This window comes from Rhizobium brockwellii, assembly GCF_000769405.2.
In the GTDB taxonomy this organism is placed as follows: Bacteria; Pseudomonadota; Alphaproteobacteria; order Rhizobiales; family Rhizobiaceae; genus Rhizobium; species Rhizobium brockwellii.
Genome location: NZ_CP053440.1, coordinates 656600 through 670137, shown reverse-complemented (window position 1 = coordinate 670137; position 13538 = coordinate 656600). Strand labels below are relative to the sequence as shown.

Sequence of the window (13538 nt, the reverse complement as noted above, 5' to 3'; positions counted from 1 at the left end):
TCTTGTATTGTGTGGTCTGGATCGGCGATGATGACTGTGAGACGGACCGACAAGACCGCGTCGACAGGCCCGCATTTGCAGGGGATGGACGTCGAAACATCGAAGACGAGCCTTTGACGAGAGCTCTCCCAGGTTGCGCTTGACGATAATGGCATTTGGTAATACCAGATTAAGGTAACGACATTCAGGCTTGAGATCTGAAACGCGCGAAGGGGTCGAGGAGGACCCCCAGCACGAACACCACCCAGGAGGATCGGGAAGCCAGATCGGGAGGCCCGCGATGAAGCGGGAGGCGTGCATAAATGGGAGGAAACGTTATGCGCAAAACTATGACCGGTCTGTTGGCCGGTGTCGGATTGATGTGGGCGTGCGGAACATCCGCACAGGCCCAGGAACTGACCATCTTCTGGGCTGAGTGGGACCCGGCAAACTACCTTCAGGAACTCGCCAACGAATACGAGGCACAAACCGGCGTCAAGGTCACGGTCGAGACCACCCCGTGGGCCGACTTCCAGACCAAGGCCTTCACCGAGTTCAACGCCAAGGGTTCAGCCTATGACATGGTCGTCGGCGACAGTCAGTGGATCGGGGCAGCGTCCGAAGCCGGCCATTACGTCGATCTGACCGACTTCTTCACCAAGCACAATCTGACCCAGGTGATGGCCCCGGCAACGGTGAAATACTACTCCGAATATCCGTCGAACTCGAAAAAGTACTGGTCGGTTCCGGCCGAAGGCGACGCCGTCGGCTGGTCCTACCGCAAGGACTGGTTCGAAGATCCCAAGGAGATGGAGGCGTTCAAGGCCAAATACGGCTACGACCTCGCCCCGCCGAAGACATGGGCCGAGATGCGTGACATCGCCGAGTTCTTCCACCGTCCAGACCAGAAGCGATACGGAATCGCCATCTACACCGACAACTCTTATGACGGTCTCGTCATGGGTGTCGAGAACGCGATCTTCTCGTTTGGAGGCGAACTCGGCGACTACCAGAGCTACAAGGTCGACGGCATCATCAATTCCGAGAAGAACGTCAAGGCGCTCGAGCTTTATCGCGAGCTCTACGGCTTTACGCCTCCGGGCTGGGCCAAGTCCTTCTTCGTCGAGAACAACCAGGCGATCACCGAGAACCTGGCGGCGATGAGCATGAACTACTTCGCCTTCTTCCCTGCCCTGGTGAACGAGGCGTCCAACCCGAACGCCAAGGTTACCGGCTTCTTTGCCAATCCGGCAGGCCCGAACGGCGAGCAATTCGCAGCGCTCGGCGGCCAAGGCATATCGGTGATCTCCTACTCAAAAAACCAGGAAGAGGCGATGAAATTCCTCGAATGGTTCGTTAAGGACGAGACCCAGAAGCGCTGGGCCGAACTCGGCGGCTACACGGCAAGCGCCAAGGTGCTTGAATCGCCGGAATTTCAGAACGCGACACCCTATAATAAGGCCTTCTACGAGACGATGTTCAAGGTGAAGGACTTCTGGGCAACGCCTGAATATGCCGAACTGCTGATCCAGATGAACCAGCGCATTTATCCCTTCGTCACCGCCGGCCAAGGCACGGCGAAGGAAGCGCTCGAATCCCTGGCAGCGGACTGGAACGCGACGTTCGCGAAATACGGACGCCACAAGTAGCAAGCGCGCTCAGTGGAGGGGCCGCGGCCCCTCCCAATTCATTCTGCATCTCCGCGCCGAAGGGCGCGGCTCGAGAGGGCGCGGCGCCCGGCATCAACTTCGCGCATCGTGATGCCGTTCCGGCATCTGGCGCCGAACTCTCGGAGGAGGAGAGGATTGGCCACCGCAGTCATGACATCGCTGGACACGAAATCGCGTGCCGCATCCCGCGGCATGAGCGACATCCGGATTCGCAATCTCTTCATCATTCCGACGATCCTGTTCCTGATCGTCTTTAACATCTTTCCGCTGATCTATTCGCTCGGCTATTCCTTCACCGACTTTCGCGCTTCGTCGAACGCGCCGGCCAACTTCGTCGGCCTGCAGAACTACCGCGAGTTGCTGAACGATCCTTTCATCTGGTCAAATTTCGCCATCACGGCGAAATATGTGATCGTCTCTGTGACGGGGCAGGTGATCGTCGGCTTCGGCACCGCGATGCTGCTCAACCGCGATATCCCGCTGAAGGGTCTTCTGACGACGCTGCTGCTGCTGCCGATGATGCTCTCGATGGCCGTGGTCGGCCTCTTCTGGAAGCTGCTCTACGACCCGTCCTTCGGCATCATCAACTACGCACTCGGCCTCGGCTCCTTCGAGTGGCTGTCGAATCCGGACATGGCGCTCTATGCGGTCGCAATCACGGACATCTGGATGTGGTCGCCCTTCGTGATGCTGCTGTCGCTTGCCGGCCTTTCGGCCGTGCCAAAGCATCTCTACGAGGCAGCGGCGATCGACCGGGCGGGGCCGTTCTATACATTCTTCCGCATCACGCTGCCGCTGGTGGCGCCGATCCTCATGATCGCAATCATCTTCCGTACGATGGAGGCCTTCAAGACCTTCGACCTCGCCTACATCCTGACCAGCCAACCGACGACCGAGGTGATCTCCATCCGGCTCTACAAGATGGCCTTCCAGGAATGGCAGACGGGGCGCTCCTGCGCACTCGCCTACATCGTCCTCATCATGGTTCTTGCCATCACCAACATCTACGTCAAGTACCTCAACAAAGTGAAGGAGCGCTGAGATGGCTGCCGTCCAAACCCGCTCCGAACGCGCGCTGAACCGGGTGGCGATCGCCGCCGTACTGGTCATCACGCTGATCTTCCTTGCGCCGATCTACTGGATCACCTCGACGGCCTTCAAGCCGCGCAACCTCGCCACCACCATTCCGCCGACGGTGCTCTTCGAGCCGGAACTCTCGCCCTTCGTGAAGCTCTTCACCAAGCGCTCGCAACTGCGCGGGGCGCCCACCCCTGAAGAATATGCCGCCGCCCCCTGGTGGGAGCGGATGGTGTTCGACGGCGGCGAGAAGATCGTTCGCTCCGGCCGCGGCGAGGTGCAGCCCTCCGGCTATCCGAACCGCTTCATGAACTCGCTGATCGTCGCCATCACGTCCACGGTGCTGGCTGTCGGCATGGGGACATTTACAGCCTACGGTTTCTCGCGCTTCAAAGTGAAGGGGGAGGCAGACCTTCTCTTCTTCATCTTGTCGACGCGCATGCTGCCGCCCGTCGTCGTGGCGATCCCGATGTTCCTCATGTACCGTGTCGTCGGCCTCAACGACACGCATTGGGGCCTCATCATACTCTACACCGCCTTCAACCTTTCCTTTTCCGTCTGGCTGATGAAGGGCTTCATCGACGAGATCCCGAAGGAATACGAGGAGGCCGCGCTCGTCGACGGCTACACGCGGATGGAGGCCTTTTTCAAGATCGTCATCCCGGAAGCAGCGACCGGAATCGCCGCGACCGCGGTCTTCTGCTTCATCACGGCCTGGAACGAATATGCATTTGCGCTAATTATGACGAACCGACGCGCGCAAACGGCTCCACCCTTCATCCCGAGCCAGGTCGGCTCGGGCCTGCCGGATTGGACGGTCATTGCGGCCGGCACGTTCCTGTTCCTGCTACCGGTCGCCATCTTCACCTTCCTGCTCAGGAACCATCTCCTGCGCGGCATGAGCTTCGGAGCGATCCGCAAATGACCTTCCGCGCCTTGAACCAGAAATATCTCGAACCCGCATCACAGTATCTGATGATCCTCGGCATTATCGCGCTCTGCCAGCCCTGGAACCTGTTTCTGCATCGCTACGGCATGACGATGACGCTCGTCGGACTGATCGCCTTCATGGTGGCGACCAAAATCCCGCGGGACGCGCAACCAGACGAAGGCAGCCATTCATGACGCAGATCGAACTTCGCGGAATTCAGAAATATTTCGGTGCCGTCCAGGTCATCAAAGACCTTAATCTCGCCATCGCCGACAACGAATTCATCGTGCTGCTTGGACAATCGGGCTGCGGAAAGACGACGACATTGCGCGCCGTCGCGGGGCTGGAGACGATCGACGAAGGCGACATTCTGATCGACGGGCAGCCGGTGCAGCATATCAAGGCATCCGGCAGGGACATCGCCATGGTGTTCCAATCCTTCTCGCTCTATCCGCACATGACGGTCTACGAGAACATCGCCTTCCCGCTCCGCGCTACCCGGATGAGCCGTGCCGATGTCGATGCGTCGGTCCGCGAGATCGCCGGTGTGCTGCGCATCACCGGTTTGCTGGCCCGCAAGCCCTCGGCGCTGTCAGGCGGCGACATGCAGCGGGTCGCAATCGGCCGCGCGCTGGTGCGACGCCCAAAGGCCATGCTGATGGACGAGCCGATCGGTGCGCTCGACGCGAAGCTGCGCGAGGAGATGCGGGCGGAAATCAAGCGCCTGCATATCAAGCAGGGTTCAACCACCATCTACGTGACGCATGACCAGGTGGAGGCCATGTCGCTCGCCGACCGCATCGTCATCATGCACGAGGGCATCCTCCAGCAGATCGGCACGCCTGAGGAGGTTTACGCGCAACCCGCCAACACGTTCGTCGCCCAGTTCGTCGGAAGTCCGGTCATGAACATGGCGCCGGCGACTATCAGCGAAACGGGCAGCCATACCAGCGTGCAGGTCGGCGATGGCACGACGGGCTTCGAGTTCCCCGCCGTGCTGGCCAGCCGCCTTTCCGACGCAAGGGCCGAAAACGGCAAGTTGACACTCGGGGTCCGGCCTGAGGGCGTGCTCGTTTCACGGGAGGCCCGCGAAGGCTTCATGCCGGTCGAAGCGCATATCATTGAGCCTCTCGGCTCGCACGACATCGTGGACCTGAAGGTCGGTCACCAGATGATCAGGGCACGCACCAAGAGCGGTTTCGTGCCTGGTCCCGGCGAAGCCGTCTGGGCGCGCATCGACCCCGCCCAGGCACATTTCTTCAACACCGCGACCGGCTCGTCGCTCGGGATCAGACTCTGATGGCGCATATCGAACTCAAGGGCATCACCAAGACCTTCGGCAACCACACGGCGCTGAAAAACCTGAACATCGACATTGCTGACGGCGAGTTCTTCGTGCTGCTCGGGCAGACCGGCGCCGGCAAGACGACGACGCTGCGCCTGATCGCCGGCCTCGAAAAGCCTACCGCAGGCCAGGTCTTCATCGACGGGCAGGACGTTGCCGAATGGGGTGCCGCCGAGCGCGACGTGGCCCTGGTGCTCCAGCAATATTCGCTTTACCCGCGCTATACGGTGCGGGAGAACCTGGAATTTCCGTTGAAATCCCGTATCCGTCGCGTTGAACCCGGAGAAATCAAGGAGCGCGTCGACCGCGTTGCGAAGACCCTGCGCATCGAGCATCTGCTCGACCGCAAGACGGACCGACTGTCGGGAGGCGAGATGCAGCGCGTATCGATCGGCCGGGCCATCGTGCGCAAGCCGCGGGTCTTCTTGATGGACGAACCGCTTTCGGCGCTCGATGCGAAGCTTCGCGAAGCACTTCGCACCGAGCTGAAAAACCTGCAGATGAACCTCGGCGCGACCTTCCTCTTCGTCACTCACGACCAGATAGAGGCCATGTCGATGGGCGACAAGATCGGCGTCCTGAACAATGGCCAACTGGTGCAGACGGGTACGCCGCAGGAGATCTACGGAAACCCGGTCAACACCTTCGTCGCGCGCGCGGTCGGCTCGCCGCCGATGAACCTGATTGCCGGCACGCTTGCCGGCGGTGAGGCAGTGGCGAGCGAGGGCTACCGGCTGCCGCTCGGCAACGGACACGGGATCGCGACAGACGGTCGCCCGCTCACCTTCGGCATCCGTCCCGAGGACATTTTTCTCGACAGTGGCGCGCCCGGCGAAGCACGTGTCCACGACGTGGAAAACCATGGTGTTGAAAAGATCGTGACGCTGCGCACCGGCGAGAAGTTCATCCACGCGACCGTGCCGACACAGACGGCGCTTCGGATCGAGGATGAGGTTCGCTTTTCGTGGAATCCGGAGAAGGTCGTGCTGTTTGACGCCGGAAGCGGTGTAAGCCTGCGGCACGCGGGCTAACCTGATCGGTCCGAAGGATGCCCGCGGTCTCGGCGGCACGGCAGGGGCAGCGAGCGTTTCGAGTTGTCGCGACGAGGCGCTATTCGGGAAAGCGCCGGCGGTAGTGTTCTACCACTTCGGGGTTGCGCAAATTAACGGGCAAGTCGCCCTTGATGACGCGCAGGGCTTCGCTCGCCGCGCCCGTTCCCATGCGCATCATGCTCTCTTCCGTCAGACCAGCCAGATGCGGCGTGACGATGACGTTGTCAAAGCCGAAATAGGGATGGTCGAGCGGCAGCGGCTGCGTTGCAAAGACGTCGAGCGCGGCTCCGCCGATGCGACCATCGCGCAGCGCCTCGATCAATGCCGCATCATCGATCACGGGGCCGCGCGAGACGTTGACCAGAATGGCCGCGGGCTTCATGCGCCCGACGCGACCGGCATTGAGCATGCCAGTCGTCTCCGGCGTCAGCGGGCAGCAGAGCACCACGATGTCGGCCGTCGCAACAAGCTCATCGATCGTCAGGAAACGCACGCCGTCCGGCACGCTTTCCGGCGACCGGCTCGTGGCCACCACCTCCAGGCCGAAACCGAACTTCGCGATCTTGAAGATCGCCTTGCCGACATTGCCCATGCCGACGATGCCCATGGTGCGGCCGGCGAGGTCGACGGCCGCGTCCGATTGGGCGCGGCCCGCCACCCAGCCGTTCTGACGCAGTTCGCGGTCCATCAGGCGGAAGCGCCGAAGCAGGGCCAGTGTCACGAGGAAGACGTGCTCGGCGACAGTCGAGGCATTGGCGCCCGGGACGTTGGCGACAAGCACGCCGGCGCGGGTCGCCGCATCCATCGGCACCATGTCGAGCCCGGCACCATGGCGGATCGCCGCGCGAAGTGCCGGCGCGTCCTCGAAGAAGGCCGGCGGGATCGGCGCTCGTATGACGAGGATGCCCGCGCCGCGGCCTTCTCGCAGCAATGTTTCGGGATCGGGCGCGGAAGCGACGCGCAGATCACCCGCAGCCTCGAGCATGGACCTGGCCGCAGGGTGCAGGGGATGTGTGGAAAAGATGAAGCTCATCGGCCCTCCCCGCCGGTTACGCCTATCAGGCTGCCGTCGCTGGACCGCCGATAAGACCCTTCCAATAGCTTTCCGCACCTTGAAGATGCGCGCTCATCAGCGCCTGGGCGAGATTGCTGTCTCGGGAAAGCAGCGCCTCGTAGATGCGGATATGCTCCTCATGCGAGCGCCGGCTGCGGGCGGCGTCGGCAAAGTAGATCGGCAGGCGGTGCTCGCCCATGACGTAATAGACGCTGCACACCCGATGGAAGACGCTATTTTTGGTGGCCCGGACGATCTCCAAATGAAAATCCCGGTCCTCGCGCGCCAGCCCCTCGCCGGCGGCTAGCTTCGCCTCCGACGCGGCGAGGATATCGCGCAAGTGCTGGTAATTCTCCTCCGTCGCCCGATTGCAGGCGAGTTCCGCGGCCTTGATTTCATGGATCTTGCGAAGCTCCACGGTCTCGTAGATCAGGATAGGATCAAGCGGCACGCCGGCGCGGGCAAAAAGCGCCATTGCCTCCACGCTCGCCTCCGTGGTCGTCAGATAGATGCCCGACTTGGCCCGGCGCTCGACGATGCGCATTGCCTCCAGAATGGCCAATGCCTCGCGAACCTGGCCCCGGCTGACTCCGAAATGCTCCGCAAGCTCTCGCTCCGAAGGCGTGCGGCCGTTGCCGCTCGAGTTCGAGAACAGGTGGGCTGCGAGATCGGAGAGGAGGGAATTTTCTTTCATCGTCACTGTCTTTGCGCGTGAGTCTCCAGGACCCGCTGATTGATCGTGAAACCCAGGCCAGGCCTATCCGGGATCTCTACCATACCGTCTTTCACCGACACAGTGTCCTCGACAAGATCGTGGATCATCGGATTGGCGCCGAGCGAATATTCGATGATGAAGCTTGCCGGGGAGGCCGCACACAAGTGCAGGCCGGAGAAGAAGCAGGGCGCGCCGGCCCAAAGATGCGGCGCGAAACGGAGATTGAAGGCGCTGGCGAGCGAACTGATGCGCATCGCCTCCGTAATGCCGCCGCAGAAGGCGGGATCCGGCTGGAATATGTCGGCGGCCCGAAGCATGGCAAGATCTCGAAAGGCAAAACGCGTCGCCTCGCTTTCGCCCGCAGCGATCGGCACGTTCCCAGCCGCGCGCACCTCCGCCATGCCCGGCTTGTCATCTGCTATTACCGGCTCCTCGAACCAGGCAAGGTCGCAATCGGCGACCATCTGGATGAAGCGCTTTGCCTCCGCAACAGTATAGGTGCCGTGCGCATCGACCATCAGGTCGACGTCGGGGCCGATTGCCTTGCGAGCCGCACGCACGCGCGATGCCGAGACATGCAGCGCACGATCCATCGCACCGACGCGCATCTTGACTGACTTGAAACCACCGGCCGCGATATAGGACCGGAGCTGTTCGCCGATCCGGTCTACGCTCTCCCAACCGCCCGAGGCATAGGCGGGCAACCTGTCCGCCTTGCGCCCACCCAGCAGCTTCCAGACAGGGACGCCGAGCGACTTGCCGAGAATGTCCCAGAGCGCTATGTCGACCGCGCTGATCGCCGCGACGGAAAGACCGCGCCGCGCGATCTCGGGCATGGCGTGACCCGAACTCGCCGCCGTCTCGTGGCGTACACCGTTATAGAGCATCTCCCATATGGTGGAGATGTCGGCAGGATCGCGGCCAATGAGCTTCGGTCCAATCTCGTGATTGATCATGTGTACCAGCGTGCCATAGGTGCCCGAACTGCCGGCGGCGTTCTTGCCCTCTCCCCAGCCGACCATGCCGTCGTCCGTTTCGATCCGCAGGATCGCACTATCGAAGGTCGTCAGTCGGCCGAAGTCGCTGCGGTGCTGACGGCTCGCCTCGATAGGAATTTTGATCCACCAGGCCTCTACGGTCTTAATGCGCATGTCTCGGATCCCCTGCCCCTTACGGCCCGCGAGCCACAGGGCATATGTCTTTCCGTTCGTTACCTGATCAGCGGCAGGATCGTCTCGGCAGTGATCCGCATCTGATCGTCGTAGAACTTCTCAGTGAGAAGGCTTGAGCCGTGGTCCTGGATAAATTTCAGTTGCTCCGGGGGAATATCGACGGGGTTGCGCTCGACCATGTCCGGATATTTTGAGGCCGGCGTGCGGTCGACCGGAGCGACGAATTCGTTGGTGACGGCGCCGTCGTACCCGATCTCCTTCAGCGTGCCGATGATCTTCGGCCAGTCGAGCTGGCCGAGGCCGGCGGCAAAACGATTGTTATCGGCGACGTGGAAATCGAACAGTCGCTTTCCAGCGAGCCGGATCGCTTCATACATGTCTTCCTCCTCGATGTTCAGGTGGAAGGCATCAAGGCAAACCCCGCATTCGGGGCTGACGGCATCGGCGAGCGCCAGCGCTTGGGCGGCACGGTTGAAGAAATAAGTCTCGAAACGGTTGAGCGGCTCGACGGCAATGCGCACGCCCCTCTTCAGGGCATGGGCAAAACACTCCTTGGTAGCGTCCACCACCCATGTCCACTCTTCCTCCTCGGTGCCATCCGGCACCACCTTGCCGACGGTGGCCGGCACGAGGGTGACGATCTCGCCATCGAGTTCGCTGACCATGGTGATGACGCTCTTGACATAGTCCACTGACCTGGCGCGCTGGCCTTCATCCCTGGCGGCAAGATTGCGTTCGCCGAGCGTCAGCGTAACAGCACCCCAGCAGCGGATGCCGTGCTCTTTCAGCAGCGCGCGCGTCTCCTTGACGTCGTACTGCGCCGGCTCGCCAGATATCTCGATGCTTTCGTAGCCATATTTCTTGATGCGCTTCAGCGTGACGGCGAGCGGTTCGGCCCGCATCCAGTTATGTGTCGAAAGATGCATGAGGTCCTCCCAGACAGTTGCAGCACGGTCCACCGCCAATCGGGCGGCAAAAGGTCATGTTATGGTTGGCCACTCTCGCCACCTTCGGCAATCTGGTTCGGCCAATTCTTGTTATTTTAAAGCTCTAGCTCAATTCTTAACCCTCTGCAAGACGGGGCCAAAAGGTCGATATTTCTTTAGGCCGTCGATATTTAATACTGATTTTCTCGCTTAGGCGCGAATCCGGCACCCCAAGCGTGTAATAAACTGGCTTGACCAGATTCCAAGGTTTGGTATGACCAGATCTGAAAAAGTGATAGGGCGTTGAAACCATCTTGGAGTGGCCGCAGGCCAAGTGGAGGGGAGATGAAGATCGGCATGTGCATGTTCCTCTGGACGACAAGTGTCGGCCGGAAACACGAGGCACTGTTACGCGATATCAAGGACACGGGGTTTGACGGTGTCGAGATCCCGATCTTTTCCGGCACACCCGACGACTACCACCGGCTGGCAGACATGCTTGACCGGATCGGCCTGGAACGGACCGCCGTTTCCGCCATGGGCGATCCGCAGATGAACCTGATCGCCGCCGACGCCGCGACCCGCAGGCGCGGCATCGACTACATGAAATGGGCCATCGACTGCAGCGATGCGCTCGGCGCGACGATGCTGAGCGGGCCGTTACATTCGACGCTCGGCAAATTTTCGGGAAGCGGGCCGAGCGCGGCGGAACTCAAGCGCTCGGTTTCCTCGCAACGCGCGATCGGCGATCATGCAGCAAAGCATGGCATCACGATCGGGCTTGAGGCGCTAAACCGCTTCGAATGCTACCTGTTCAACACGATGGACGATCTTGCGGCCCATATCGACGCGGTCGGACATCCGCATATCCGCGCCATGTACGACACGTTCCACAGCAATATCGAAGAGACAGATCCCATCGGCGCGTTCACGCGAAACAGTGACCGCATCGTGCATGTCCACATTTCGGAGAACGACCGCGGCGTACCCGGTCGCGGCAACATTCCCTGGGCGGAGACATTCAGGGCACTACGGGCGAGCGGCTACGACGGATGGCTGACAATCGAAGCCTTCGGCCGGGCGCTCAAGGAGCTCGCCGCCGCGACAAAGGTCTGGCGCGACTTTTCCGAGACACCGGAAGCGGTCTATCGCGAAGGCCACCGTCATATCCGCGATGGATGGCACGCGGCGGCATGAACCCAACCGATCCGTTTGAATTTCGAACCGGTCAAGCAGTTTCTTGCGGGCGTTTCGACGAGCGCGACCTCAGAGCTACGCCGGCAGCGCTTCCCGGAACAGCCGATGTGGAGGGCTCGCAGGCATTGCTATCGTCATAGACTGCTTCTGGAGGCTATCTGCTGCCCGTCGTTCCCTTGGAAAACCCATCGATGGCGTCGAGCACAAGACGTTCACCGGCTCGCAGATCGACGTCCCATGTTCTTTGACCGAAACGGAGCTTCGCGACTGCAGCGCGAACTGCCGACAGCGTGACCATCGTCGGCATGCCGTTGCGCCAGTCAATATCCAGCAGCAGACCACCGCGAACACGCAGACCGCGCAAAGACCCTGCCTGCCACGCGTAGGGCAACGCCGGCAGGAGATGAATTTCCCTCGGAGAAGACTGAACCAGCATTTCCAGTATGCCGGCCGCGCCACCGAAATTCCCATCGATCTGGAACGGAGGATGGGCGTCGAACATGTTGTTATAGGTCCGCTCGGGGGTGAGAAGAAGCTTCAGCACATCAAAAGCATGATTGCCGTTTCGAAGCCGTGCCCACAGATTAATGCGCCAGCCGATCCCCCATCCCGTCGCATCGTCGCCGCGGATTTCGAGGGAGCGGCGGGCGGCGGCGGCGAGCTCCGGCGTATCCTCCATATTGATCTGCCAGCTCGGATAGAGACCGTAGAGATGCGAGACATGGCGGTGATGGATTTCGGGCGCCTGCATATCCCAATCTTCCAGCCATTCTTGCAACTGGCCGGCAGAGCCGATCCTGTCGGGCGGAATGCGAAGCAGCACACGATCGACGTCCGCGACGAGATCGTCTTCGCCGGCCATGGAGGCTGCAAGGGGACGAAGCAGGCCCAGAAAGTCCCGGATGAGCTGGCGGTCCATTGCCGGACCGGCGCAGATCGAAGCGTCGTGCGGATGTACGTTTTCGGGAGACAGAGAAGGGTTCGTCACCAGATAGTCCGTACCTGGAAGCGGGACGAGGACATCGAAGAGGAATTGCGCGGCCCCTTTCGCAACAGGAAATAGCCTACGCCGCATCGCCTCCGGGTCATCGAGGTAGTCGCACAGATCAAGCAGGTGTGCCATCAGCCAGGCGCCGCCTGTGGGCCAGAGGCCCCATTTGGCGCCGTCGATCGGTCCCGCGGCTCGCCAAAGGTCGGTGTTATGGTGCATCACCCAACCGCGGGCGCGATAATGCCTGTGGGCGACCACGCTGCCCGTCTCGGCAAGCTCCTCCACCATTGCGACAAGCGGCTGAATACACTCGGGCAGATTGGCGGGCGCCGGCAGCCAGTAGTTCATTTGGAGATTGATGTTGGCGGTATATTTGCTGCCCCAGGGCGGATCGGTTTCTGCGTTCCAGATGCCCTGGAGATTGGCCGGCTGGGTACCGGGACGCGACGAAGCAATCATCAGATAGCGGCCGAACTGCACATAAAGCGCAGCCAATGCGGGATCCTTGCCGCCGGCGAAGTCAGCGATGCGGCGATCGGTCGGCAGGGATGCCGCCGCGGTCGAGCCGAGATCGATGGCGAAGGCGCGGAATAATCTTTGATGTTCTTTGACATGATCGCGACGCATCGGCGCGAAACCACGGTGATGGGCCTGCCCAAGCCTCGCGGCGATGTCAGCACGGGGATTCCCGGACACGTCGTCGTACCGCTTGAAGCTTGTTGCGGCATCGAGGAGGAGCAGCACTTCGTCGGCTGCTTCGACCGACAGGGCTTCGGCCGACCCGCCGACCACTCCTCCGCTGTTGATAAGCCTAATGCCGAAGGCGAAGTGCAGAGCAGCGGTAATGCCGGACTCCGGTTTTCCTGTCCCGGAAAAAATCAGTGAACCCTCGCTGCCACTCGCCTCCCCGTGCTGCGGGCTGTTCAGCCATATCCGGCAATTGATCGCAGCCTTCCGGTCGGCCGATAGTCGCAGAACCAGCACGCCGTCGACCGGTGATATGAAGGATTCGCGCAAAAAGGCGACTCCGTCCGCAACATAGGAGACGGTCGCCGTTGCGGTTTCGAGATCGAGCGCGCGTCGATAGTGAGAGACGCCTTCGGCGTGAGCAAATTCAATGTGGAGATCGCCGACCGGCTGGTAGGACATCTGCTTGATCGGCTCCGCCATCAGGTGTTTTTCGGCCATCGCCTCCGCTTCCGCATAACCGCCGTCGAAGACCAGCTGCCGCACCGATGCCAGATGTCTGAAAGCATCCGGATTGACCGGCTGATAAGGGCCGCCGGCCCAGAAAGTGGATTCGTTGATCTGCAGCCGCTCGCAAAGCGGGTCGCCGAAAACCATGGCCCCGAGCCGACCATTGCCGAGCGGCAGAGCATCCGTCCACAGCCGGGCCGGAGCATCGTACCAGAGAAGATCGTCTGCCATG

General features: G+C 61.3%; 12 protein-coding genes. 7 read left to right on the top strand and 5 right to left on the bottom strand.

Features of this window, described 5'->3' with window-relative positions; translation table 11 throughout:
* Nucleotides 1-317 precede the first annotated feature (317 nt).
* The 6 genes from RLCC275e_RS26755 (at nucleotide 318) to RLCC275e_RS26730 (ending at nucleotide 6033) form a co-directional block, all read left to right on the top strand.
* Nucleotides 318-1628, top strand: coding sequence for an ABC transporter substrate-binding protein (locus RLCC275e_RS26755; protein WP_033184509.1), 1311 nt, complete (start codon nucleotides 318-320; stop codon nucleotides 1626-1628).
* A 156-nt stretch (nucleotides 1629-1784) separates the two neighbouring features.
* Nucleotides 1785-2690 carry a carbohydrate ABC transporter permease gene (locus RLCC275e_RS26750; protein ID WP_003562956.1) on the top strand — a complete coding sequence of 302 codons (906 nt, stop codon included), beginning with the start codon at nucleotides 1785-1787 and terminating at the stop codon, nucleotides 2688-2690.
* A gap of 1 nt (nucleotide 2691) precedes the next feature.
* Nucleotides 2692-3651, top strand: coding sequence for a carbohydrate ABC transporter permease (locus tag RLCC275e_RS26745; RefSeq protein WP_003549729.1), 960 nt, complete (start codon nucleotides 2692-2694; stop codon nucleotides 3649-3651).
* Nucleotides 3648-3851, top strand: a complete 204-nt coding sequence (locus RLCC275e_RS26740) for a hypothetical protein (RefSeq protein WP_033184510.1) — start codon at nucleotides 3648-3650, stop codon at nucleotides 3849-3851. Before RLCC275e_RS26745 ends, RLCC275e_RS26740 begins: the two co-directional genes overlap by 4 nt.
* Nucleotides 3848-4957, top strand: a complete 1110-nt coding sequence (locus RLCC275e_RS26735) for an ABC transporter ATP-binding protein (RefSeq protein WP_033184511.1) — start codon at nucleotides 3848-3850, stop codon at nucleotides 4955-4957. Before RLCC275e_RS26740 ends, RLCC275e_RS26735 begins: the two co-directional genes overlap by 4 nt.
* Nucleotides 4957-6033, top strand: a complete 1077-nt coding sequence (locus RLCC275e_RS26730; RefSeq protein ID WP_033184512.1) for an ABC transporter ATP-binding protein — start codon at nucleotides 4957-4959, stop codon at nucleotides 6031-6033. Before RLCC275e_RS26735 ends, RLCC275e_RS26730 begins: the two co-directional genes overlap by 1 nt.
* A 79-nt stretch (nucleotides 6034-6112) precedes the next feature.
* Here the strand turns inward: RLCC275e_RS26730 and RLCC275e_RS26725 are convergent, their stop codons facing one another.
* Genes RLCC275e_RS26725 through RLCC275e_RS26710 form a run of 4 tightly spaced genes read right to left on the bottom strand, consistent with a single transcriptional unit; the run spans nucleotide 6113 to nucleotide 9921 of the window.
* Nucleotides 6113-7087, bottom strand: coding sequence for a hydroxyacid dehydrogenase (locus RLCC275e_RS26725; protein ID WP_033184513.1), 975 nt, complete (start codon nucleotides 7085-7087; stop codon nucleotides 6113-6115).
* A 25-nt stretch (nucleotides 7088-7112) separates the two neighbouring features.
* The gene (locus RLCC275e_RS26720; protein WP_130708023.1) at nucleotides 7113-7802 is read right to left on the bottom strand and encodes a FadR/GntR family transcriptional regulator; all 690 of its coding nucleotides are present in this window, start codon (nucleotides 7800-7802) and stop codon (nucleotides 7113-7115) included.
* Between the two features lie 2 nt (nucleotides 7803-7804).
* Nucleotides 7805-8974 carry a mandelate racemase/muconate lactonizing enzyme family protein gene (locus RLCC275e_RS26715; RefSeq protein WP_033184515.1) on the bottom strand — a complete coding sequence of 390 codons (1170 nt, stop codon included), beginning with the start codon at nucleotides 8972-8974 and terminating at the stop codon, nucleotides 7805-7807.
* Nucleotides 8975-9033: 59 nt separating this feature from the next.
* Complete coding sequence (locus tag RLCC275e_RS26710) at nucleotides 9034-9921, bottom strand: sugar phosphate isomerase/epimerase family protein (RefSeq protein WP_033184516.1); 888 nt, start codon at nucleotides 9919-9921, stop codon at nucleotides 9034-9036.
* A 345-nt stretch (nucleotides 9922-10266) separates the two neighbouring features.
* Here RLCC275e_RS26710 and RLCC275e_RS26705 point away from each other — a divergent pair, with 345 nt between their 5' ends.
* Nucleotides 10267-11118 (top strand): sugar phosphate isomerase/epimerase family protein, encoded by an 852-nt coding sequence (locus RLCC275e_RS26705; protein WP_033184517.1) that lies wholly within the window; start codon nucleotides 10267-10269, stop codon nucleotides 11116-11118.
* A gap of 154 nt (nucleotides 11119-11272) precedes the next feature.
* Here the strand turns inward: RLCC275e_RS26705 and RLCC275e_RS26700 are convergent, their stop codons facing one another.
* Nucleotides 11273-13537, bottom strand: coding sequence for a glycoside hydrolase family 95 protein (locus tag RLCC275e_RS26700; protein WP_033184518.1), 2265 nt, complete (start codon nucleotides 13535-13537; stop codon nucleotides 11273-11275).
* Between the last annotated feature and the right edge of the window lies 1 nt (nucleotide 13538).